Genomic DNA, 22,968 nt, shown 5'->3' with positions numbered 1-22,968 from the left:
GCCGTCCGAGGGCCTCGATCGAAGACCAGGTCGACGGCCTCGCACGCGGGTCGGTCCTGTCTGAAAAGGAGGGACCCCATGGAAGGTCCTGAGATCACGTTCGCCGAAGCCGTCATCGACAACGGCCGCCACGGCACCCGCACCGTCCGCTTCGAGACCGGCCGCCTCGCCCAGCAGGCCGCCGGCGCCGCCATGGTGTACATCGACGAGGAGACGTCGATGCTGTCCGCCACCACGGTGGGCAAGAGCCCCCGCGAGGGCTTCGACTTCTTCCCCCTGACGGTGGACGTCGAGGAGCGCATGTACGCCGCCGGCCGCATCCCCGGCTCCTTCTTCCGCCGCGAGGGCCGGCCGTCCACGGACGCCATCCTGACGTGCCGCCTGATCGACCGTCCGCTGCGCCCGGCCTTCACCAAGGGGATCCGCAACGAGGTCCAGGTCGTCGTGACCGTCACCTCGATCGCCCCGGACGAGATCTACGACACGGTGGCCATCAACGCCGCCTCGCTGTCCACGCAGCTCTCCGGCCTGCCGTTCTCCGGCCCCATCGGCGGCGTGCGCATGGCCCTGATCGACGACGGCTCCGGCCAGCGCCAGTGGGTCGCCTTCCCGAAGCACTCCCAGCTCGAGGACGCCGTGTTCAACATGGCCGTGGCCGGCCGCGTGGTGGGCGACGACGTCGCGATCATGATGGTCGAGGCCGAGGCGGGCGACAACGCGTGGGAGCTGATCAAGGACCGCGGCGCCCAGGCCCCCACCGAGGAGGTCGTGGCCGAGGGCCTCGAGGCCGCCAAGCCCTTCATCCGCACCCTGTGCGAGGCGCAGGCGGACCTGGTGTCCCGCGCCGGCAAGGACCCGGTGGAGGTGCCCGTCTTCACGGACTACGAGGATGACGCCTACGCGGCGGTGGAGAAGCTCGCCACGGACCGTCTGACCGAGATCTTCTCGATCGGCGATAAGCAGGAGCGCGAGGCCGCCTCGGACGCGTACCACCTCGAGGTCATCGAGGAGCTCGCGGGCGAGGGCAAGGAGTTCGCGGAGCGTCGCGGCGAGATCGCCAAGGCCTACGGCTCCCTGACCAAGCAGATCGTGCGCCGCCGCATCCTCAAGGACCAGGTGCGCATCGACGGCCGCGGCCTGACGGACATCCGCAAGCTGACCGCCGAGGTCGAGGTGCTGCCGCGCGTGCACGGCTCCGCGATCTTCGAGCGCGGCGAGACCCAGATCATGGGCGTGACCACGCTCAACATGCTCAAGATGGAGCAGCAGATCGACTCGCTGGCCCCCACGGAGTCCAAGCGGTACATGCACCACTACAACTTCCCGCCCTACTCCACGGGCGAGACCGGCCGCGTGGGCTCCCCGAAGCGCCGCGAGATCGGCCACGGCGCCCTCGCCGAGCGCGCCCTGGTGCCCGTGCTGCCCTCGCGTGAGGAGTTCCCCTACGCGATCCGCCAGGTCTCCGAGGCCCTCGGCTCCAACGGCTCCACGTCGATGGGCTCCGTGTGCGCCTCCACCCTGTCCCTCCTGAACGCGGGCGTGCCGCTGCGCGCCCACGTGGCCGGCATCGCCATGGGCCTGGTCTCCGCCGAGGTGGACGGCCAGACCCAGTACGCGGCGCTGACCGACATCCTCGGCGCCGAGGACGCGTTCGGCGACATGGACTTCAAGGTGGCCGGCACGTCCGAGTTCGTCACCGCCATCCAGCTGGACACCAAGCTGGACGGCATCCCCGCCTCCGTGCTGGCCGGTGCGCTGACCCAGGCCCGCGAGGCCCGGCTGCACATCCTCTCGGTCCTCGAGGCCGCGATCGACCAGCCGGACGAGCTCGCCCCCACCGCGCCGCGGATCATCTCCGTGCGCATCCCGGTGGACAAGATCGGCGCGGTCATCGGCCCCAAGGGCGCCATGATCAACCAGATCCAGGACGACACGGGCGCGGACATCACCATCGAGGACGACGGCACCGTGCTGATCGGCGCCACCGACGGCGCCTCGGCCGAGGCCGCGCGCTCCGCCGTGAACGCGATCGCCAACCCGCAGGTCCCCGAGGTCGGCGAGCGCTACCTCGGCACCGTGGTGAAGCTGACCTCGTTCGGCGCGTTCGTCTCGCTCACCCCGGGCAAGGACGGCCTCCTGCACATCTCGGAGCTGCGCAAGCTCAACGAGGGCCAGCGCGTGGAGGACGTCGAGGACGTGCTCGGCGTGGGCCAGAAGGTCCAGGTGGAGATCACCAAGATCGACGACCGCGGCAAGCTGTCGCTCGCCCCGGTGGTGGCGGACGACGACGCCGCCCAGGCCGAGACGGCCGACGCGCTGGAGTCCTCGGGCCTCGAGGCCTGATCCCGCCCGCCGCGGCGGCCCCACCCGCCCGGCACCGTACGGCGCCCCGTCCCTCCGCGTGAGGGGCGGGGCGCCGTCGTCGGTTCAGCGGCGGCGTGTGAGCAGAGCCAGGGCCGGACTCACGACGAGGGCGGGCACCCAGACGCCCGTGAGCATGAGCACGAAGAACGCGACGTCCCAGCCGAACCCCCATCCGCCCGTGCGGGTCGACTCGTCCAGCGCCATCAAGGCCAGGGCCAGGCCGGCGACGTAGGCGGCCAGGCCGACGAGCGTGCTGGTCAGCGGGTGCGCGCGCCGGCGGGGCAGCATGAGGACGGCCATGGCGACCGTCCAGCCGACGGGGCCGCCGAGAGAGACCGGATCCGCCCGGGGAACCACGTCGGCGGGTGAGTGGACGGCGGCCAGGCCGTCGTCGACGACGAGCGGTACCAGCCCCTGGGTCAGGAAGATGAGCAGGCCACCGAGCAGGATCAGGAGGGCGAGGACGGGTCGGGACGGGCGGGCGGACGCGGAGCCGGGGCGGTCGGGCCTCATGGGGTGGAGTCAACCGGGTGCTCCGCTGCTGACACAATGGCGGGCATGACTGTGCTCCGAGAGATCCCGCTGGACTTCGAGGGCGTGCTCGCCGCCGAGAGCGGGTCCGAGGTGCGCCGCTCCGTGCTGCCCGGCGGGGTGCGCGTGCTCACCGAGTCCATGCCGGACCAGCGCTCCGTGACCATCGGCTACTGGGTGGCCGTGGGCTCCCGGGACGAGTCGCCCGAGGGGTACGGCGCCACCCACTTCCTCGAGCACCTGCTGTTCAAGGGCACGCCCACGCGCAGCGCCATGGACATCGCCGTGGCGTTCGACCGGGTGGGCGGCGAGTCCAACGCCGGCACGGCCAAGGAGTCCACGGTCTACCACGCGCGCGTCCTGGACGAGGACCTGCCCATGGCCGTGGACGTGCTGACGGACATGGTCACCTCCTCCCTGATCGACCCGGACGAGCTCGAGACCGAGCGCGGGGTCATCCTCGAGGAGCTCGCGATGGACGCCGACGACCCGGTGGACGTGGCCCACGAGGAGCTGGCCGGCGTCGTGCTGGACGGGCACCCGCTGGGCCGGCCGATCGGCGGCACCCCGGAGACCATCCGCGCCGTCACGCGCGAGCATGTCATGGACCACTACCGGCGCTGGTACCGCCCGGACGAGCTGGTCATCACGGCCGCCGGCCACCTGGACCACGACGACGTCTGCCGCCTCGTGCTCTCCGCCCTCCAGCAGTCGGGCTGGGACCTGCGGCGGGGCGCGGTTCCCGCGCCCCGCCGGACCGTGGACACCGCCGCGGCCGCCGCGGCCCGCGTGCGCCCGGGCGTCCACACGGTGGAGAAGGCGGTGGAGCAGGCCAACGTGATCGTCGGCGGGCGCTCCCTGTCCACCACGGACCCGGACCGGTTCGCGCTCGGGGTCATGATGTCCGTGCTCGGCGGCGGCATGTCCTCCCGCCTGTTCCAGGAGGTCCGCGAGAAGCGCGGACTGGCGTACTCGACGTACGCGTTCTCCGCCGGCTACTCCGACGCCGGCTACTACGGGCTCTACGCCGGGTGCCAGCCCGAGCGCGTGGACGAGGTGGCCGCGCTCATGACGGCCGAGTTCGAGCGCATGGCGGTGGAGGAGGTCACCGGCGAGGAGCTCGAGCGCGCGCACGGGCAGATCTGCGGCGGCACCGTGCTCGGCATGGAGTCCACCGGCGCGCGCATGTCCCGGCTGGGCCGGGCCGAGCTGGTCACGGGGGAGTTCGTGGACCTGTCCGCCTCCCTCGCGCGGGTGCGCGCCGTGGACGCCGCGCAGGTCCGCGCGGTGGCCGCCCGCCTGGCCGAGGGGGAGCGGGCCCGCGTCGTCGTGGCCCCGGCCTGAGCCGCCCACGCGCGTAGGCTGAGCACATGAGCGAGACCACCCCCACCACCCCCGCGCCCGCGGACGCCGTGCCGCGCGTGGCGATCCTGGGCGCCGGCGGCAAGATGGGCCGCCACGCCGTGCCCGCCGTGCGCGAGGCCGCCGGGCTCGAGCTGGTCGCCGAGCTGGGCTCGCGGGACCCGCTGCAGGCCGTGCTCGACGCCGGTGCCACGCACCTCCTGGACCTCACCGTCCCGGACGCCTCCCCGGACAACGTGGCCTTCGCGGTGGAGCACGGCCTCCACGCGGTGGTGGGCACCTCCGGCTGGGGTGCCGAGCGCCGCCGGGCCCTCGAGGCGCAGCTGGCCGAGCACCCCGGGGTGGGCGTGCTGATCGCCCCGAACTTCTCGGTGGGCTCCGTGCTGGCCTCCGCGTTCGCGGCGAAGGCCGCCCGCTGGTTCGAGTCCGTGGAGGTGGTCGAGCTGCACCACCCCGCCAAGCTGGACGCCCCCTCGGGCACCGCGGTCCGCACCGCCGAGATGATCGGGGACGCCCGGGCCGCCGCCGGCGTGGACCCGTCCCCGGACGCCACCGAGCGGGACCCGGACGGGGCGCGCGGCGCCGTCGTGAACGGGGTCCACGTGCACGCGGTGCGCCTGCGCGGCCTCGAGGCCCACCAGGAGGTGCTGATGGGCGGGCCCGGCGAGCAGCTGACCGTCCGCCACGACGCCTTCGACCGCGGCGCCTACATGCCCGGCGTGGTCCTCGGCCTGCGCACCGTGGCCTCGCGCCCGGGGCTCACCTACGGTCTGGACGGCGTCCTTGAGCTCGACTGACCGCGCCGACGACGCCGGCACCGTGCCCGCCTCCCCGGCCGCCGGGGCGACCCTGCGCTCCAAGCTGTGGGTGGCGTTCGTCGTGCTGCTCACGCTGTTCTTCGCGTTCTTCGTGGTCCGCGCGGCCGTCGCCCTGATCGGGGCGGGCGGCGCGCTGCCCGTCGTCATCGGTGTGTCCGTCATCGTGGTGGTGGCGCTCGGCCTGGCACTGATCGGCCGCGAGCTGCTGTTCGGCCTGCAGACGGAGCGCCTCGCGGCGATCCTCGAGGCCGAGGGGGGACTCCCCGAGGACGACCTGCCGCGCTCGCCCGGCGGGCGGATCGACCGTGCCGCCGCCGACGCCCAGTTCGCGGGGTTCGCCGACGCCGTCCGCGCCGCGCCCCGGGACTGGCGCGCCCGCTACCGCCTCTCCCTGGCCTACGCGGCCGCAGGGGACCGCACGAGGGCCCGCGCCGCGGCCCGCGAGGCCGTCCGCCTGCACCGGGCCCGCTGACGCCCCGGGGCCGCGCTCAGTGCGGGCCCGGGGCGACGCCGGGGCGCGCGTCCTCCCCCCGGCGCACGAGCGAGCGCATGCCCGACTCGAGGGGTCCGTCCGCGCCCGTGCGCGCCGCCGCCCACCCGGCCGCGAGGAAGAGCATCCACAGCACGGCCGCCGCGGCGAGTCCGCGGAACGGGACACCGGCGGCCATGAGCGCCCCCAGCAGCACGAGGTGCCCCACGTAGAGGGTCAGGGAGAGGCGCCCGACGCCGGGCAGCACCCCGGCGCCCGGCGCGCGTCCGCGCCGACGGGACAGCAGCAGGCAGAGGCCCAGCACGGCCACGGCCCAGCCCAGCGCCCGGACGGCCTCGAGCGGGGACCCGCCGTGCGGGGTCGCGAGCGCCAGCCACAGCGGGTCGGGGATGAGCCACGCCAGCCGGTGCTCGCCCGTGAGCAGGGTCGTGTCCAGCTCCTCCGGGGCGGCGCCCGTCGCCGCCGCGATCCGCGCCACCACGCCGTCCGCCCCGCGCACGGCCGCCCCGACCCCGAGGGCCGCCGCCCCCGCCCCGACGCCCCCCACGGCCAGGAGAGCAGCCGTCCGCGGGGCGCGCAGGTCCAGCCGCCCGATCGCCAGGCCGGCCACCAGGAAGGCGCCCCAGGACAGGACCGGGTAGTAGCCGGTCACCAGGAGGTCGGTGAGCAGCAGGGCGGGGGTGGCCAGATCCGTCGGGGCGGGGGAGGTCCACAGGCGCGCCCCCTGCAGGAACTCCTCCCGGCCGAGCATCGCCTGACCGGCGGCCCGCAGCCCGAAGACGAGCACCGGCCCCAGGACCAGCCAGGCCCCCGCGAGGGCTGCGAGCGCCCCGCCGCGCAGCCGCAGCAGCGGCAGGGCGAGGAGGAAGAGGAGCGCGTAGTGGCACAGGATCACGGCGACCGGGGTGCCCAGCGCCCCGCACGCCAGCCCGAGCACGAACAGCACTCCGGCACGGCGGAGTGTGCGGCGGCGCAGCACGGCGGCCGCGGCGGCCGGCACGGGCTCGGGGCCGCCCGCGGCGAGGGCCAGGCCCACGCCGGCGAGCGTCACGAACAGGGCGGCCGCGCCGCCGGAGAACACGAGGTGCAGCGGATCGGGGTGGCCCGCCGCGGTCGCCGGATCGGTCACGTGGACGGCGGCGAGCCCCAGCAGGGCGACGCCGCGGGCGGCGTCGACCCCGGTCAGCCGGTGGGGGAGGACGGGCATGGAAACCTCGGGGGACGGGGCCGCGCCGGGCGCGGCGGGACGGAGGGCCGGGGGCGGGTCGCGACGTGTGGGGACGCCCGGCGTCGCAGGCCCGCCGCACACGGGGACGGGACCATCCTCGCAGGTAGGGTGTGCCCCATGACTGCCGCGCCTGGACCCGTGAACCCGTCCGACCTGCCCTTCGGCACCGTCGTGCCCGCCATGGTGACGCCGATGGACCGGGACGGCGCCGTCGATCTGGAGGCGGCCGCGGCCCTGGCCCGGCACCTCGTGGACGGCGGTGCGGACGGCCTCGTGGTCACCGGCACCACGGGCGAGACCTCCACGCTCACGGACGAGGAGAACCTCGCCATGTTCCGCACGGTGGTGGAGGCGGTGGGGGACCGGGCGAAGGTGATCGCGGGCACCGGCACGAACGACACGGCCCACTCCGTGGAGCTCTCCCGCCGGGCCGCCGAGACCGGCGTCGACGGCCTGCTGATCGTCACCCCGTACTACAACAAGCCCAACCAGGCCGGCATCCGCGCCCACTTCGAGGCGATCGCCGACGCGGCCGGGCTGCCCGTGATGGTGTACGACATCCCCGGCCGCTCCGTCATGCCGATCGAGCCGAAGACCCTGATCGCGCTCGCGGCGCACGAGAACATCGTGGCCCTCAAGGACGCCAAGGGCGACCTGCAGTCCACCACCACGGTGCTGGCCCACACGGACCTCCAGCTGTACTCGGGCGACGACGGCGCCACCCTGCCGCTCATGGCCCTGGGCGCCGTCGGCGTCGTGTCCGTGGCCGCCCACGTGGCCCCCGGCCTGTACCGCGAGCTCGTGGACGCCGTCCACGCTGGCGACCTCGCCGCGGCCCGGTCCGCGCACTACGCCCTCGACCCCGTGCAGCGCGGCATCATGGGCCATGTCCAGGGCGCGGTCGCCTCGAAGGCCGTCCTCGCCGCCCAGGGCGTCATCCCCACGGACACGGTGCGCCTGCCGCTCGTCCGCGCCACGGCGGCGGAGCTCGACGCCATCCGCGCCGACCTCGCGGAGGCCGGCATCCGGTTCTGACCGGTCGTGTGCCTCCGGCCGGGCCGCGCACGCCCCGCCCCCGTGCCCACCGTGTCCGGGGCGCACGGTACGTTGGATCCATGGCGACCCGTACTTCCCCCGCGCGGTCGTCGTCCTCCTCGTCGAAGCCCCGGTCCGGTTCCGCCCGGTCCGTGAAGGGCTCCTCCGGGAAGGGCGCGTCCGCCGCCACCTCCGACCGCGATCAGCAGCCCGCGTTCGTGCGCGCCCTGCGCACGGCGTGGATGGCCCTGGCCACCCCCGTGGGCGCCGCCGTGCGCAAGGCCGGACCCGACGTGCGCATCCCGCGGGAGGACCGCCGGGACGGCACCGGGCTCCTCCTGATCCTGATCGCCGCGCTCGTCGCCGCGATCGAGTGGTGGGGACTGCGGGACACGGCGGTGGGGCGCGTGGTCCACTCCGTGGTCGGCGGCACCGTCGGCTGGTTCGCCCTGCTCGTGCCGGTCGTGCTGACCGTGGTCGCGGTCCGCTGCTTCCGCCATCCGACCCGCCACCGGGACAACGGGCGCATCGTGATCGGCCTGCTGCTGGCCACCGTGGCCGGCAGCGGCATCGCCCACCTGGTGGGCGGCCTGCCCTCGGCGGCCGCGGCGTTCGAGGACGTCCTGCGCGCCGGCGGCATGGTGGGCTACTTCGCCACCGTCCCCCTGGCCTCCCTCCTGACGGCGGTGCCGGTGTGGATCCTGATGCTCGCGCTGGCGGTGTTCTCCCTGCTGGTGCTCACGGCCACCCCCGTGGGCTCCATCGGGTCCCGCCTCCGGGGGGCCTACGTCTGGCTCACGGGCCAGGACGCGGAGGGGGCGGAGCGCCGCCGACAGGAGCGGGCGGAGGCCCGCCGCGCCCGTCGTGAGGCCTCCGGCGCGGAGCACCGGGGCGATCAGCAGGACCTGGACCTGTTCTCCGAGGACCGCTCGCAGGGACGCACCCACCCGGACCACGACCAGTCCTACCTGGACACCCCGCGCACCGCCCACGGCGCGCACATCGCGCCGGCGCGGAGGGAGAGGAGGCCCGGGCTGCTGGCCCGCCTCCTCGGCCGCGGCGGAGACCGGGAGCAGCCCCCCGCCGCGCCCGTCCGCGGGACCCGCGCCTACGACACGGCCGTGATCGAGGAGGCCCCCGCGTCGGCGGACCCCTCCGCGGCCGGATCCCACGCCGCCGGGGACCAGCCCACCGAAATTCTCCCTGCCCCGTCGCCCCGGCGCCGCACCCGCCCGCGGCACGCGGCCGCGATGGACGTGTTCGACGCCGAGGCCGCCGCCGGCGGCCGCCGCCGTCCCGAGCCCGACGACGATTTCGACCCCTGGGTGGACGAGGACGGCGACGACGTCGACCGGGCCGACGACGCCGACGCCCAGCCGGCCGACGACGGGCCCGCCCTGCCGCCCGGCGTGCGGCGGCCCACCGCGGCCGACCGTGCGCTCGAGCAGGTCCGCGAGCACGCCCGCTCCGTGCGGGAGTCCGCGCAGCGCCAGGCGCCGCCCTCCGCCGACGGGAGCTCAGGCGAGTCCGACGAGGACCGTCCGCAGGCCTCGGCCCCCGCCGCGCCCGCCTCGACCGCCCCGGCCCCGGCTGAGCCCGAGCAGGAGGCTGAGCCCGCGCCGGCGGTGCCCTCGGTCAGCCGTCCCGAGCCCGTCCCGGAGGTCTTCCACGAACCCGCCCGCAGCGCCCAGGAGACCCTGGACGGGGAGGGCATCTACGACCTGCCGCAGTCCTCCCTGCTGCCGGCGGGCCCGCAGCCGAAGGAGCGCACCGAGTCCAACGACCGCGTGGTCCGCGCCCTGACCACCACGTTCACCGAGTTCAAGGTGGACGCGCAGGTCACCGGCTTCTCGCGGGGTCCCACGGTGACCCGCTACGAGGTGGAGGTCGCTCCGGGCACCAAAGTGGAGAAGGTCACCGCCCTGGAGAGGAACATCGCCTACGCGGTGGCCTCCTCCGAGGTCCGGATCCTCAGCCCCATCCCGGGCAAGCGTGCCATCGGCATCGAGATCCCGAACACGGACAAGGAGGTCGTCGCCCTCGGCGACGTCCTGCGCTCCCAGGCCGCCCAGCGCACCGACCACCCCATGGTCATGGGCGTCGGCAAGGACGTGGAGGGCGGGTACGTCGTCGCGAACCTGGCCAAGATGCCGCACCTGCTCGTGGCGGGTGCCACCGGCGCGGGCAAGTCCTCCTTCGTGAACTCGATGATCACCTCGATCCTCATGCGCGCGACGCCGGACGAGGTGCGCATGGTCATGGTGGACCCCAAGCGCGTGGAGCTCACCGCCTACGAGGGCGTGCCCCACCTGGTGACCCCCATCATCACGAGCCCCAAGAAGGCCGCGGAGGCCCTGCAGTGGGTGGTCAAGGAGATGGACACCCGGTACGACGATCTCGCCGCCTTCGGGTTCAAGCACGTGGACGACTTCAACCGCGCCGTCCGGGCCGGCCAGGTCACCCTGCCGCCGGACTCGAAGCGGGTGCTGCGCCCCTACCCGTACCTGCTGGTGATCGTGGACGAGCTCGCCGACCTGATGATGGTCGCCCCGCGGGACGTGGAGGACGCGATCGTGCGCATCACACAGCTGGCGCGTGCCGCCGGCATCCACCTGGTGCTCGCCACGCAGCGACCCTCCGTGGACGTGGTCACCGGCCTGATCAAGGCCAACGTCCCCTCCCGCATGGCGTTCGCCACCTCCTCGGTGACCGACTCCCGCGTGGTCCTCGACCAGCCCGGGGCGGAGAAGCTCCTCGGCCAGGGCGACGCGCTGTTCCTGCCCATGGGCAAGTCCAAGCCCATGCGCGTGCAGGGCGCCTGGGTCGACGAGTCCGAGATCCACGCCGTCGTGGAGCACGTGAAGACGCAGATGCAGGTCCAGTACCGCGACGACGTGGTGCCGGAGAAGTCCGAGAAGGTCATCGACGAGGACATCGGCGACGACCTCGACCTGCTGCTGCAGGCGGTCGAGCTCGTGGTCACCACCCAGTTCGGCTCCACGTCCATGCTGCAGCGCAAGCTCCGGGTGGGCTTCGCCAAGGCGGGCCGGCTCATGGACCTCATGGAGTCCCGAGCCGTGGTGGGCCCGTCCGAGGGCTCCAAGGCCCGGGACGTGCTGGTCAAGCCCGACGACCTCGCCGACGTGCTGGCCACCATCAGCGGCGACACCCCGCCCTCGCAGGCCGCCGCCCCTGCGGCACCGGCCGCGCCCGCCGCCACGGCCCCGACCGCCGGTGATGGTCCGGACCGGTGGTCCTCGGGCGACATGGTGGGGGACGACCTGGACTCCCGCCCCGCCGCGCGGAGCTGGAACGATGAGGACGACGACGAGGGATCGGAGGACGCGTGGCAGCTGACCGGACGCTGACCGGGGGAGGCGACCGCCCCGCGGGCACTCCTGCCGCGGCGGAGAAGACCTCCGAGTTCAACCTCCCCAACGTCCTCACGGGCCTGCGCATCGTCATGGTGCCGTTCTTCGTGTGGGCGATGTGGGCCGGCGGCCCGTGGGGGAGCGACTCCACCGCGGCGCGCTGGACCGCGGTGGTGCTCTTCGTCGTCGCCATGTACACGGACAAGCTCGACGGGGACATCGCCCGTGCCCGGGGCCTGGTGACGAACTTCGGCAAGATCGCGGACCCCATCGCGGACAAGCTGCTCACGGGGTCCGCGCTGGTGCTCTTCTCCCTGCTCGGCGAGCTGTGGTGGTGGGTCACCGCCGTGATCCTGGTGCGCGAGTGGGGCATCACGCTCATGCGGTTCGTGGTCATCCGGTACGGCGTCATGCCGGCCGGCCGGGGCGGCAAGCTCAAGACCGTCCTGCAGGCCGTGGGCATCGGCCTCCTCCTCATGCCCCTCACCCCCGTGGTGGGCGGCTGGTGGCCGTGGCTGGGCTGGACCGTGATCGGTGCCGCCACGGTGCTGACCGTGCTGACGGGCCTCGAGTACATGCGGGACGCGGTCCGGCTGCGTCGGGACTGGCTGGCCGCGCACGGGGGCGTGGGGTGACCGGCCCCGGCGGTGGGGCCGACCCGAGCGGGGCCGACGCGTCCGCCGCGGCTCGCGCCGTCGTCGCGCGTGGCACGGAGCTCGGCCTGACGGTGGCGACCGCGGAGTCCCTCACCGCGGGGATGGTGGCGGCCGCCCTGGCGGACGTCCCCGGCGCCTCCGCCGTGCTGCAGGGCGGTGTCGTGGCCTATCAGAACCATGTGAAGGCGGACCTGCTGGGCGTGGACGCGCAGCTGCTCGCCGCCCGCGGAGCCGTGGACCCGGAGGTGGCCCGTCAGATGGCCGCGGGCGCGAGGCGGGCCCTGCGCGCCGACGTCGGCGTGGCCACCACGGGGGTGGCCGGTCCCGAGCCGCACCAGGGGCGCTCCGTGGGGACCGTGATGCTCGGCCTCGCCGTGGCGCCCGCACTGGCTCCGGCCCTGCGGGCGCTCGCCGCCCCGGCCGAGCTGAGCGAGGACGACGAGGGTGCAGCGCTCGGCGTCGAGCTGCACCTGGCGGGGGACCGGGCAGCGGTGCGCGGCGGGACCGTGGAGCGCGCCATGACACTGCTGGAGGCGCTCCTGGCGGGTGTTCCTGGCCCCTGATCCGCCGGTCCCCTACGCTTGACGGGTGCCCTCCCACCCCGTCCCCGCCTCGTCGGACCGGGATGCCGGGCGTCACGGCGGCGTCGACGAACGGCGCGTCGGCCTGATCGCCGATCCCGGAGTCCCGTGGACGCTGGCCCAGGAGGTCGCCGAGACCCTGCCGGACCGCCTCGCGGAGCGGCATGAGGACGAGGTCCGATGGAGCGTGGAGGCCCGCCGGCAGGTGCTCCCCGTGAGCGCGGACGGACACCTCGTCCTGGACGGCGAGGCCGCACGCCTGGCCGAGGAGAACGACTGGGACACCGTCGTGGCCGTCGTCGACCTGCCACGGTTCGACGAGGGGCGCGGCGTGCTCGCCGACGTGCTGCCCGGACGTCGCGCCGCCTCCGTGTGCGTGCCGGCGCTCGGCGTCCTGCGGACGCGGTCGCGGCTCGAGGAGACGGTCGTGCGGGTGCTGGAGTACATGGACGCGGTGCCCGCGCCGGACGTGGAGATGGAGGTGTCCGAGTCCGACGGCGAGGCATCGGAGGGGGTCGGGCGAGAGCACATCACGCCCGTGCCGGACACGGAGCTCCACGGATCGGGTCGCCACCCGGATCTCTCCACGGTGTTCGTCAAGGGCCCTGGAGGCACGCTGCGACTCCTGCTGGGCATGGTGGCGGCCAACCGCCCCCTGCGCCTCGCGCGAGGCATGAAGTGGGCGGTGGCCTCCGCGGGCGCGGCGGGCGCCTACGGCGTGTTCTTCGGCTCCATCTGGAGCCTGTCGAACCAGATGTCCACCCCCCGCCTGACCGGGGTGAGCGCGCTGGCGGTCATCATGCTGGTCCTCTGGCTGACCACCACCAACGGCCTGTGGGTCCGCGGCGGGCGGCACGGCGGGCGTCCCGCCCTGGACAACCTCTCGACCCTGGCGACGGTGGGCCTCGCCTGCTCCGCCCTGTATGCCGCCCTGTTCGCCGTGCTCGCCGTGGTGGCGACCGTCATCATCCCGATGCCGTACCTCTCCGCCCAGCTGAACGAGGACGCCGGGTGGGCGGACATGATGCGGCTGGTGTGGCTGTCCACGTCGATGGGCACGATGGCGGGCGCCGTGGGCGCCGGCTTCGACGACGCCGAACGGATCCGCACGGCCACCTACTCCCGGCGTGAGCTGGAGCGGCGGCGTCTCGCCGACGACGGCGGGGACGACGGACCGGACGGATCAACCCCGCGGGAATGACCGCGGCCCCCGGTGCGTTGTCCTGAACGAGTCAAGATCATCGCGCGCCCGGGACCGGCGGGGGACACCCTCCCGCAGGACCGGTCGGCCAGCACCAGGAGCCCCGAGCACACATGATGCGACACCCCGTCCATGCCAACGGCGTCACCCGCTGGGTGAGCGACGAGCCCGTGCGCCGTCAGCCCGCCCCCGAGCTGAAGGAGCGCGCCGTGCCCATCCTCCGCCACGAGATCGGCGAGGTCCTCCGCGACGTCCGCCAGCGCCAGGGCCGCACGCTGCGCGAGGTCTCCCACGACGCCCGCGTCTCCCTCGGCTACCTGTCCGAGGTCGAGCGCGGCCAGAAGGAGGCGTCCTCAGAGCTGCTCGCCTCCATCTGCGAGGCCCTCGAGATCCCGATGTCCTTCCTGCTGCGCGAGGTCTCCGACCGGCTCGCAGACCAGGAGGGCGTGGCGATTCCGGACACCGTGCCGGCCGAGATGACGGCCGACGACGTCCCGCCGGTCGGGACCCTCGCCGCCCGGACGTGAGGGCCAGCGAGTTCCGCCGCCTGATGGAGGAGGAGTTCGGCCCCGCACGGGCGGGGCTCATGGCCGACACCCTCCACCTGCCGGGCTTCGACGCCACCGCCTCGGACGCCCTCGCGACCGGGGCGGACCCGCGCGAGGTGTGGCGGGAGATGTGCGACCTCAACGGCGTGCCCGAGTCCCGCCGTCTCGGGCGGGACATCCCACCGCGGCGCTGAACGGGGCGAGGCGCCGACGACAGTGCGCACCTCGAACACATGTTCGAATCTTGGGGTAGAGTCCTGCACAGGTGCCGGGAGGACTCGGCGATCCCCAGCCCGGCCGTCGGGACCCCTAACGTGTCCGCCGCGGCCCGTACTCTCCAGACATCAGGCAGCCGCGGGAGGACCCGCGCGAGCACGGATCAGACCCAGGAGTGAACCATGAGCAAGGCGACCGCCGCCGAGAAGGCGACCACGGATCGTGAGAAGGCACTGGATGCCGCCCTCGCGCAGATCGACAAGCAGTTCGGCAAGGGCTCCGTCATGCGTCTGGGGGAGCAGACCCAGGCGCCCGTCGAGGTCATCCCCACCGGCTCCGTGGCCATGGACGTCGCCCTCGGCATCGGCGGCCTGCCGCGCGGCCGCGTGGTGGAGATCTACGGCCCCGAGTCCTCCGGCAAGACCACCCTGGCCCTGCACGCGGTGGCCAACGCCCAGCGCAACGGCGGCATCGCCGCGTTCATCGACGCCGAGCACGCCCTGGATCCGGTCTACGCCCGCAAGCTCGGCGTGGACACGGACGCCCTGCTGGTGAGCCAGCCGGACACCGGCGAGCAGGCCCTTGAGATCATGGACATGCTCGTCTCCTCGGGCACGCTGGACATCGTGGTCATCGACTCCGTGGCCGCGCTGACCCCGCGGGCGGAGATCGAGGGCGAGATGGGCGACTCCCACGTCGGCCTCCAGGCCCGCCTCATGTCCCAGGCGCTGCGCAAGGTGACCGGCCGCCTGCACCAGACCAACACCACCGCCATCTTCATCAACCAGCTGCGCGAGAAGATCGGCGTGTTCTTCGGCTCCCCGGAGACCACCACCGGCGGCAAGGCCCTCAAGTTCTACGCCTCGGTCCGCATCGACGTGCGCCGCATCGAGACCCTCAAGGAGGGCGGCAACCCGGTCGGCAACCGCACCCGCGTGAAGATCGTCAAGAACAAGATGGCCCCGCCCTTCAAGCAGGCCGAGTTCGACATCCTCTACGGCGAGGGCATCTCCAAGGAGGGCAGCCTGATCGACATGGGCGTGGACGAGGGCATCGTCAAGAAGTCCGGCGCCTGGTTCACGTACGACGGGGACCAGCTCGGCCAGGGCAAGGAGAACGCCCGCCGGTTCCTCAAGGACAACCCGGACCTGGCCGTCGAGATCGAGCAGCGGATCTTCGCGAAGCTCGGCATCGGCGGGGCCGGCGAAGAGGACGAGCAGCAGGACGAGGCCCCGGCCCTGCAGGCCGTGGCCGGTGACGTCGCGGCCGGATGACCGCCGGCGCGGGACCTCGGGGACGGGGCCGTCCGTCCGAACGGCAGGACGCCGTGCGGACGGCCGGCCCCGTCTTCGATGACGCCCTCGACTCCGAGGTCGCCCGCCTGTGGCTCGACCTGGCCGGGGTGGAGACGGAGGACGTCGAACCCGAGGCCGCGGCCACGGAGGAACAGACCCCGCCGGCCGCCGCGGACCTCGGCGTCCTCCTGACCCGGGCGAGCGATCTGCCCGCCCCGGCGCGCCGCCCGCGGGACGCCGGGGACACGGGCGGTCCCGGCCCCGTGCCCCTGCCGTGGACCACGGTCCCCGGGACGGCCGGGAAGAGGATGAGGCGCACGGAGCGCGGTCCCCGGGGCGAGACCGCCCTGACCGGCTCTGCCGGATCCCGGACCCCGCGGAGGGCTCCCGCCGAGGCCGCGCCGGCCGAACCGGCCCCCCGGGTGATCGGGGGCGGTGCCCGGGACGAGCCGGCGGAGGGTGAGACCCGCCGTCGGCGCAGCCGCCGACCCGGCCCGGCGCCCCTGCCGGAGGAGCCCCGCGAGAGGGAGGAGGCCGCCCGCGAGGTCGTCCTGCGCCAGCTGGCCATGGGCCCGCGCTCCCGTGGCCAGCTCGAGCGCAAGCTCGCCGAGCGGCAGGCCGAGCCCGAGCTGATCGCGCGGGTCCTCGACCGGTTCGAGGAGGTCAGCCTGGTGGACGACGCCGCCTTCGCCGAGGTGTGGGTCCGCAGTCGCGCCCGTGGCAAGCGCCTGTCCCGGCGGGCCATCTCCCGCGAGCTGCACGAGAAGGGCGTGGCCAAGGACGTCGCGGAGGAGGCCCTCGCGACCATCGAGCCCGAGGACGAGCGGCAGGCGGCGCGCGAGCTGGTCCGTGCGAAGATGCGCGGGCGGCCCACCCCCGCCGCCGACGGGCCCGAGGGGAGGGCCGAACGGGACAAGGTCGTCCGCCGTCTCGTGGGGATGCTGGGACGCAAGGGCTACGGGCCGGGGCTTGCGTTCGGCGTCGTCAAGGAGGTCCTCGGGGAGCTCGACGGGTGACACCTAGAATGGTGCGGTGACTCTGACGGATCTCACCCTTCGCCCCCACGACGGCCTCACCTACGAGGTCCGCACCTTCGGGTGCCAGATGAACGTGCACGACTCCGAGCGCATCTCCGGCCTGCTCGAGTCCACGGGCTACGTCCCGGCCGAGGACGGGGCCCAGCCGGACCTCGTGGTGTTCAACACGTGCGCCGTGCGGGAGAACGCGGACAACCGGCTCTACGGCAACCTCGGCAACCTGCGCCCCGTGAAGGACGCCCACCCCGGGATGCAGATCGCCGTCGGCGGGTGCCTCGCCCAGAAGGACCAGGCCATCATCCAGAAGAAGGCGCCGTGGGTGGACGTCGTCTTCGGCACCCACAACATCGGCTCCCTGCCCGTGCTGCTCGAGCGCTCCCGGCACAACGCCGAGGCCGAGATCGAGATCCTGGAGTCCCTCGAGGTCTTCCCGTCCACGCTGCCCACCAAGCGGGACTCCACCCACTCCGGCTGGGTGTCCATCTCCGTGGGCTGCAACAACACGTGCACCTTCTGCATCGTCCCGAGCCTGCGCGGCAAGGAGAAGGACCGCCGCCCGGGGGAGATCCTCGCGGAGGTCCAGGCCCTCGTGGACGCCGGTGCCGTGGAGGTCACCCTGCTCGGCCAGAACGTGAACAGCTACGGCGTGGAGTTCGGGGACCGCGGCGCCTTCGCCAAGCTGCTGCGGGCCTGCGGGCAGATCGAGGGGCTCGAGCGCGTGCGCTTCACCAGCCCCCACCCGGCCATGTTCACCGACGACGTCATCGACGCGATGGCCGAGACCCCCAACGTCATGCCGCAGCTGCACATGCCGCTGCAGTCGGGCTCGGACAAGGTCCTCAAGGACATGCGCCGGTCCTACCGCTCGACCAAGTTCCTCGGCATCCTCGAGAAGGTCCGCGAGCGCATCCCGCACGCGGCAATCACCACGGACATCATCGTGGGCTTCCCGGGGGAGACGGAGGAGGACTTCCAGGAGACGATGCGCGTGGTGGAGGCCTCCCGCTTCTCCTCGGCCTTCACGTTCCAGTACTCCATCCGGCCCGGCACCCCGGCCGGGGAGATGGCGGACCAGGTGCCGAAGGCGGTGGTGCAGGAGCGGTTCGAGCGGCTCGTCGCCCTGCAGGACCGGATCTCCGCAGAGGAGATGCGCACGCTCGTCGGCACCCGCCAGGAGCTGCTCGTCACCGCCGACACCGGGTCCAAGGGCGCCGAGCGCGGCCGCCTGGCCGGCCGCGCCCCGGACAACCGCCTGGTGCACTTCTCCGTGCCGGCCGGGGCCGACACGCCCCGCCCGGGCGACGTCGTCACCGTCACCGTCACCGAGGCGCACCCGTACTTCGCGGTCGCCGACCCGGACCTCGCAGACTACCGCCTGCGCCGCTCCCGCGCCGGCGACGCGTGGGACCGCGCCCAGGCCGAGTCCTGCGGCGTGCCGTCCCCGGGCGGGCCCAGCGGCGCCGGCGCCACGAGCCTCGGCATGCCCACGCTGCGCCCGCGCGCCTGAGGACACCCCGCATGACCGCGACGCCGGGGCCCGCCCCCGCCTCCCGTGCCCACCCGGCCGGGAGCGCGCCCGTCGTCGCCGTGGTGGGGGCGACGGCGACCGGCAAGTCCGCGCTCGCCGTCGCGCTCGCGCACCGCGTGGACGGCGAGGTGGTGAACGCGGACGCGCTGCAGTTCTACCGGGGCATGGACGTGGGCACCGCGAAGGCCACCGTCGCCGAGCGCGAGGGCGTGGCGCACCACCTGCTGGACGTCATGGACGTCACCGAAGAGGCATCGGTGGCCCGGTTCCAGGCCGACGCGCGGGCGTGCTTCGCGGACATCCGCGCCCGGGGTCGCACGCCGATCCTCGTGGGCGGCTCGGGGCTGTACGTGCGCGCCGCGCTGGACGTGTTGGACTTCCCGCCCACGGACCCGGCCGTGCGCGCCGGGCTGGAGAGGGAGCTCGCCGAGCGCGGGGAGGCCGCGCTGCGGGCCGAGCTGGCCGACGTCGACCCGGCCTCCGCGGAGCGGGTCCAGGATGCCCGTCGCCTGGTGCGCGCCCTCGAGGTGCACCGGGTGACGGGGCGACCGTTCAGCACCTACATGCCGCAGCGCCGGACGCATCCGGACGTGTCTCCGGCGGTGCAGATCGGGCTGACGATCGACCGCGCCGTCCTGCACGAGCGGATCGCCGCGCGCGTGCACGCGATGGTGGCGGCCGGGTTCGCCGACGAGGTCCGGGCGCTGGCGGCGCGCGGCCTGCGGGAGGGGCCGACGGCCTCGCGCGCCATCGGGTACCGGGAGATGCTCGCCGTCCTGGACGGGGAGGTGACCGAGGCCGCGGCGATCGAGCAGACCATCGTGGCCACCCGCCGCTTCGCCCGCCGTCAGGAGACGTGGTTCGGGGCCGACCCGCGCGTGCACTGGCTGCCCGCGGACGCCCCCGACCTCGTGGACCGCGCGCTGGAGGCCGTGGTGCGGGGCGAGGCGACGCCGGGATCCGGTGCCGAGGACCCGGCGGACGGCGGCGCCTGCAGCGGCCGGGCCCGCCCCTAGACTGAGCCCCATGAGCACCGAGCCCTCCGCCGCGCGCGCCGAGACCGCCACCGACGACCGCCCGTCCGTGCCCTTCACCAAGGGCCACGGCACCGGCAACGACTTCGTGCTGGTCGCGGACCCGGACGGCAACGCCCAGCTGGACGCGGAGCGCGTGGCGCGGGTGGCGGACCGTCACCAGGGCGTGGGCGCCGACGGCGTCATCCGCGCCGTGCGCTCGGTGCACCTGCCCGAGGGGGAGGCCGTCCTGGCCGAGCACCCCGAGGCCGAGTGGTTCATGGACTACCGCAACGGGGACGGCTCGATCGCGGAGATGTGCGGCAACGGGGTGCGCGTGTTCGTGCACTTCCTGGTGGAGAAGGGCCTCGTGGACCTCGCCCCCGGTCAGTCACTGACGATCGGCACCCGGGCCGGAGCCAAGACCGTCACCCGGTACGAGGGTGGCTACTCGATCGACATGGGCCCGTGGCGCTTCCTCGAACCCGAGCTGGCGGAGGACGCGGCCTCGGACGCCATGGTCCTCACCGCCGGCCTGCCCGATCCTCGCCCGGCGCTGAGCGTGTCCCTGGGCAACCCGCACACCGTGGTGCCGCTGCAGTCCATGGCCGAGCTCGCGGACCTGGACCTCACCCGCGCCCCCGGCGTGGACCCGGAGCCGCCGCACGGCACCAACGTGGAGTTCGTGGCCGCGCATGAGCCGCTGATCCACGAGGGCGTGGGCCGCGTGCGGATGCGCGTGCACGAGCGCGGCGTGGGGGAGACCCAGTCCTGCGGCACCGGGGCGTGCGCTGTGGCCGTGGCCATGCGCGCGTGGGCCGGCCCGGAGGGCTCGGACTCTTGGCTCGTGGAGGTGCCCGGCGGCGTGCTGGGCATCGACTTCGTGCGCGCCGCCGACGGCGAGGAGCACGTGGTCCTGGCGGGCCCGGCCGAGCTGGTCTTCGACGGCGAGCTCATCGCCTGACCCCCTGACGTCGTCGTTCGGGAAACGGCTCCCGCCTCGGCGCCGTCGTTCGGGAAACGGCGCGTCAGTCTGTCCGGACCACCTTCAGGATCCGGAACCCCTTGACGCTGTCCGCCCGCCCGGCGGTGAAGGCGCCGGGGGCGCGCGCGTCGAGCATGCCCTGGATCCAGGGCAGCAGGGAGTCGGCGCCGAGGTTCTTCTGCACCACGAGCCAGGCCTGGCCTCCGGGGGCCAGCCGCGGCAGCCACCGCTCGAGCAGCTCGTGCAGGGCCGCCTTGCCGATCCGGATCGGCGGGTTCGACCAGATCAGGTCGAACTCCGCGTCCGCCGGCACGTCCTCGGGACGCAGCGCCGTGACGTTCGTCAGCCCCAGGTCCGCGGCGTTGTCCCGCGTGAGCTGGAGGGAGCGGTCGTTGACCTCGACGGCGGTCACCTCCGCCTCGGGCGAGTGCAGCGCCAGGGTGAGGGCGATCGGTCCCCAACCTGCCCCGACGTCGAGGAAGCGCCCGGAGGCCGGCGGCGCGGGGGCCGCGGCGAACAGAGCGGCGGTGCCCTTGTCCACGCCGTCGGGGGAGAAGATCCCGTTCGCCGTCTGCACGGCCACCTCGCGCCCGGCCAGGCGCACCGTCACGGTGCGCCGCCGTTCCGGGGCGGCGGGATCGTCGTCGAAGTAGTGCGATGCGGCGGGGGCGTTCTGGCTCACGCGGGCCATCGTAGTCAGCGGCGCGGACGCAGCTCGGCCAGGATCGCGCGCACCGCGTCCCGCCCGGCACGGTTGGCGCCCACCGTGGACTGGCTGGGCCCGTAGCCGATCAGGAACAGCCGCGGCTCGGCGACCGACCGCCCGCCGACGACCGCGATGCCCCCGTCCGGGGTGCGCAGGTGCAGGGGCGCCAGGTGCCGCATGGCAGGGCGGAAGCCGGCGCACCACAGGATGTCGTCAGCCGGCCACAGAGTCCCGTCCGGCAGTCGCACCCCCTCGGGCTCCACCGCCGTGAACATCGGGCGGCGCACCATCACGCCGCGGGCCTCGGCCTCCCGCACCCACGGCGCCCGGAACATCCCGGTGGCGCTGACCACCGACGCCGGCGGCAGGCCCGCCCGCGTGCGCTCGTCCACGCCCTGCACCGCCTCGGCCAGTCGTCCGGGGGCGGGGTCGTCGATCCAGTGCGGCTCCCGCCGGGTAGCCCACAGGGTGTCCGCGGCGACGGTGGAGATCTCCGCCAGCAGCTGCGTGGCCGAGACGCCCATCCCGACGACGACCACGCGCCGCGCGGCGAAGTCCTCCTTGGCGCGGTAGTCGTGGGTGTGGCTCTGCCGCCCCCGGAAGCTGCGCTGCCCCGGCACCGCGGGCCAGTGCGGGGAGGTCCAGGTGCCGGTGGCGTTGACGATCCAGTCGGCGTGCCAGTCGCCGCCGTCGGCGAGCACCCGGAAGCCGCCGCCCTCGGCATGCTCGACCCGGTGCACGGTCACTGGGCGGTGGACCGGCAGGTCGAACATCCGCTCGTACTCGGCGAAGTAGTCCGGGAGCACCCGGTTCGCCCGCGCTGCGGGGTCGGCCGGCGGGACGGGGTGGCCCGGCAGCTCGTGGATGTGGTTGACGGTGCCCATGGTGAGCGAGTCCCAGCGGTGCCGCCACGCCCCGCCGGGGGCGGCGTCGGCGTCGAGCACGGCGAACGTGCCGGGGACGGTGCCGCCGTCGGCGGAGGCGGAGGCGAAGACGGACGGGCCCAGCGGCAGGAAGCCTCGACGCTGCAGGTGGGAGGCGGCGGACAGTCCGGCCTGGCCGGCCCCGACGACGAGGACGGTCACGTGCCGGGACTGTCCGGCGTCGGGGAGGGGGGTGGGCGTCGAGGACTCCATGGGGGCAGGGTACGCACCTGGACGGGCGCGCCACGGGGACGAGCGGGGCAGGAGCGTCCGCCCACAGCGATCCCCTTCCCGCGCCGGGCCCTGACCGGTAGAGTCGGACGCATGTTCCTGCTGTTCGTCTGACGTCGCCCGCCGTCGAGCACCTGCTCCGGCCGCCGTCGTCTCAGCCCGCTCCCGTCGGGAAGCCGCCCTTGGGCGTGCCCGCGACCCGCTGACGAACATTCGAGGAACCCCCATGAGCATCACTGTGCGCCCCTGCACGCCCGCCGACGAGGAGGCGTGGCTCCGCTGCCGCGTGCTGTCCTTCCTGCACAGCGCGTACTTCGACGATGTCCGCACCGCCCACTCCGTGCCGGCGCCCGGCCTCCGCCCCGAGGACTCCCTCCAGTGGGTCGCCGAGGACGAGGCCGGGACGATCGTCGGCGTGCTGGACGTGGAGGCCGGCGCCGCCGGGACCGCGGAGGAGAACCTGGCGACGATCGACACGGTGGCGGTCCATCCCGACCACCGGGGCCGCGGGATCGCCGGGTCCCTCCTGGCCGCCCTGCTGCCGCACCTGCCCGCGCGGGTCACGACCCTGGACGCCTGGACGCGCGACGACGCCGCTGCGCACGCGTGGTACCGCGCAGAGGGCTTCGCCGTCGACCAGGTGTACCTGCACGTGTACGCGGACGACGCGCTCGACGACGCCGTGGCGCTGGAGGGGTTCACGACTCCGGAGGGCCTCTCCGTCCCGGTGAAGGCCTTCCTGCATGCACGCCTGGAGGACGAGACGGCCCTGCGCCGTCGCTTCCGCCGCGTCCACCGATGCCACCGCTTCGTCCGGGAGGTTGCCCGATGACGCAGCGCTGATCCCGG

At 74.3% G+C, this 22,968-nt stretch carries 21 protein-coding genes; 17 read left to right on the top strand and 4 right to left on the bottom strand.

Going from position 1 to position 22,968, the window contains the following annotated elements:
* Nucleotides 1–78 precede the first annotated feature (78 nt).
* Nucleotides 79–2,343, top strand: a complete 2,265-nt coding sequence (locus tag BJ976_RS07520) for a polyribonucleotide nucleotidyltransferase (protein WP_135028395.1) — start codon at nt 79–81, stop codon at nt 2,341–2,343.
* 84 nt (nt 2,344–2,427) lie between these two features.
* Here BJ976_RS07520 and BJ976_RS07515 read toward each other — a convergent pair whose 3' ends face one another.
* Complete coding sequence (locus BJ976_RS07515; protein WP_135028393.1) at nt 2,428–2,877, bottom strand: hypothetical protein; 450 nt, start codon at nt 2,875–2,877, stop codon at nt 2,428–2,430.
* Between the two features lie 45 nt (nt 2,878–2,922).
* On the opposite strand from BJ976_RS07515, the gene BJ976_RS07510 reads away from it, so the two are divergent.
* Genes BJ976_RS07510 through BJ976_RS07500 form a run of 3 tightly spaced genes read left to right on the top strand, consistent with a single transcriptional unit; the run spans nt 2,923 to nt 5,547 of the window.
* Complete coding sequence (locus tag BJ976_RS07510) at nt 2,923–4,239, top strand: M16 family metallopeptidase (RefSeq protein WP_135028391.1); 1,317 nt, start codon at nt 2,923–2,925, stop codon at nt 4,237–4,239.
* Between the two features lie 26 nt (nt 4,240–4,265).
* Nucleotides 4,266–5,054, top strand: a complete 789-nt coding sequence (gene dapB / locus BJ976_RS07505; RefSeq protein WP_135028389.1) for a 4-hydroxy-tetrahydrodipicolinate reductase — start codon at nt 4,266–4,268, stop codon at nt 5,052–5,054.
* Nucleotides 5,041–5,547, top strand: a complete 507-nt coding sequence (locus tag BJ976_RS07500) for a hypothetical protein (protein ID WP_229667130.1) — start codon at nt 5,041–5,043, stop codon at nt 5,545–5,547. The genes dapB and BJ976_RS07500 overlap by 14 nt, the downstream gene beginning before the upstream one ends.
* A gap of 16 nt (nt 5,548–5,563) precedes the next feature.
* On the opposite strand, the gene BJ976_RS07495 is transcribed toward BJ976_RS07500, so the two are convergent.
* A complete protein-coding gene (locus BJ976_RS07495) occupies nt 5,564–6,772 on the bottom strand; it encodes a heparan-alpha-glucosaminide N-acetyltransferase domain-containing protein (protein WP_135028387.1) in 1,209 nt (402 codons plus the stop codon).
* A gap of 138 nt (nt 6,773–6,910) precedes the next feature.
* Between BJ976_RS07495 and dapA the strand changes: the two genes are divergently transcribed.
* From dapA to dapF, 12 genes are all read left to right on the top strand, one after another.
* A complete protein-coding gene (dapA, locus tag BJ976_RS07490; RefSeq protein WP_135028385.1) occupies nt 6,911–7,828 on the top strand; it encodes a 4-hydroxy-tetrahydrodipicolinate synthase in 918 nt (305 codons plus the stop codon).
* An 80-nt stretch (nt 7,829–7,908) separates the two neighbouring features.
* Nucleotides 7,909–11,196, top strand: coding sequence for an FtsK/SpoIIIE family DNA translocase (locus BJ976_RS07485; protein ID WP_135028383.1), 3,288 nt, complete (start codon nt 7,909–7,911; stop codon nt 11,194–11,196).
* Nucleotides 11,193–11,834, top strand: coding sequence for a CDP-diacylglycerol--glycerol-3-phosphate 3-phosphatidyltransferase (pgsA, locus tag BJ976_RS07480; RefSeq protein ID WP_260399313.1), 642 nt, complete (start codon nt 11,193–11,195; stop codon nt 11,832–11,834). The genes BJ976_RS07485 and pgsA overlap by 4 nt, the downstream gene beginning before the upstream one ends.
* Entirely contained in the window at nt 11,831–12,418 is a 588-nt protein-coding gene (locus BJ976_RS07475; protein WP_135028381.1) for a CinA family protein, read from the top strand. Before pgsA ends, BJ976_RS07475 begins: the two co-directional genes overlap by 4 nt.
* Nucleotides 12,419–12,443: 25 nt before the next feature.
* Nucleotides 12,444–13,637 carry a hypothetical protein gene (locus BJ976_RS07470; protein WP_135028379.1) on the top strand — a complete coding sequence of 398 codons (1,194 nt, stop codon included), beginning with the start codon at nt 12,444–12,446 and terminating at the stop codon, nt 13,635–13,637.
* A gap of 113 nt (nt 13,638–13,750) precedes the next feature.
* Nucleotides 13,751–14,164 (top strand): helix-turn-helix domain-containing protein, encoded by a 414-nt coding sequence (locus BJ976_RS07465; RefSeq protein ID WP_135028377.1) that lies wholly within the window; start codon nt 13,751–13,753, stop codon nt 14,162–14,164.
* Nucleotides 14,161–14,379, top strand: coding sequence for a DUF3046 domain-containing protein (locus BJ976_RS07460; RefSeq protein ID WP_135028375.1), 219 nt, complete (start codon nt 14,161–14,163; stop codon nt 14,377–14,379). Before BJ976_RS07465 ends, BJ976_RS07460 begins: the two co-directional genes overlap by 4 nt.
* A gap of 204 nt (nt 14,380–14,583) precedes the next feature.
* Nucleotides 14,584–15,675: a recombinase RecA gene (gene recA, locus BJ976_RS07455; RefSeq protein WP_135028373.1), complete on the top strand. Its 1,092-nt coding sequence runs from the start codon at nt 14,584–14,586 to the stop codon at nt 15,673–15,675.
* A gap of 53 nt (nt 15,676–15,728) precedes the next feature.
* Nucleotides 15,729–16,712 (top strand): regulatory protein RecX, encoded by a 984-nt coding sequence (locus tag BJ976_RS07450; protein WP_229667128.1) that lies wholly within the window; start codon nt 15,729–15,731, stop codon nt 16,710–16,712.
* 16 nt (nt 16,713–16,728) lie between these two features.
* On the top strand, nt 16,729–18,240 hold the full coding sequence (miaB, locus tag BJ976_RS07445) for a tRNA (N6-isopentenyl adenosine(37)-C2)-methylthiotransferase MiaB (protein ID WP_135028369.1): 1,512 nt from the start codon (nt 16,729–16,731) through the stop codon (nt 18,238–18,240).
* 11 nt (nt 18,241–18,251) lie between these two features.
* Nucleotides 18,252–19,277 (top strand): tRNA (adenosine(37)-N6)-dimethylallyltransferase MiaA, encoded by a 1,026-nt coding sequence (gene miaA / locus BJ976_RS07440; protein ID WP_135028367.1) that lies wholly within the window; start codon nt 18,252–18,254, stop codon nt 19,275–19,277.
* Nucleotides 19,278–19,287: 10 nt separating this feature from the next.
* On the top strand, nt 19,288–20,238 hold the full coding sequence (gene dapF, locus BJ976_RS07435) for a diaminopimelate epimerase (protein WP_135028366.1): 951 nt from the start codon (nt 19,288–19,290) through the stop codon (nt 20,236–20,238).
* A gap of 64 nt (nt 20,239–20,302) precedes the next feature.
* Here dapF and BJ976_RS07430 read toward each other — a convergent pair whose 3' ends face one another.
* Together BJ976_RS07430 and BJ976_RS07425 are read right to left on the bottom strand one after the other, a co-directional pair.
* On the bottom strand, nt 20,303–20,941 hold the full coding sequence (locus BJ976_RS07430) for a class I SAM-dependent methyltransferase (RefSeq protein ID WP_229667126.1): 639 nt from the start codon (nt 20,939–20,941) through the stop codon (nt 20,303–20,305).
* Nucleotides 20,942–20,955: 14 nt separating this feature from the next.
* Nucleotides 20,956–22,101 carry an NAD(P)-binding domain-containing protein gene (locus tag BJ976_RS07425; protein WP_135028364.1) on the bottom strand — a complete coding sequence of 382 codons (1,146 nt, stop codon included), beginning with the start codon at nt 22,099–22,101 and terminating at the stop codon, nt 20,956–20,958.
* Between the two features lie 244 nt (nt 22,102–22,345).
* On the opposite strand from BJ976_RS07425, the gene BJ976_RS07420 reads away from it, so the two are divergent.
* Nucleotides 22,346–22,951: a GNAT family N-acetyltransferase gene (locus BJ976_RS07420; RefSeq protein WP_135028363.1), complete on the top strand. Its 606-nt coding sequence runs from the start codon at nt 22,346–22,348 to the stop codon at nt 22,949–22,951.
* Nucleotides 22,952–22,968: the final 17 nt, after the last annotated feature.

This window comes from Micrococcus flavus (assembly GCF_014204815.1).
Taxonomy (GTDB): domain Bacteria; phylum Actinomycetota; class Actinomycetes; order Actinomycetales; family Micrococcaceae; genus Micrococcus; species Micrococcus flavus.
This window is presented reverse-complemented; position numbering and strand designations above follow the sequence as displayed.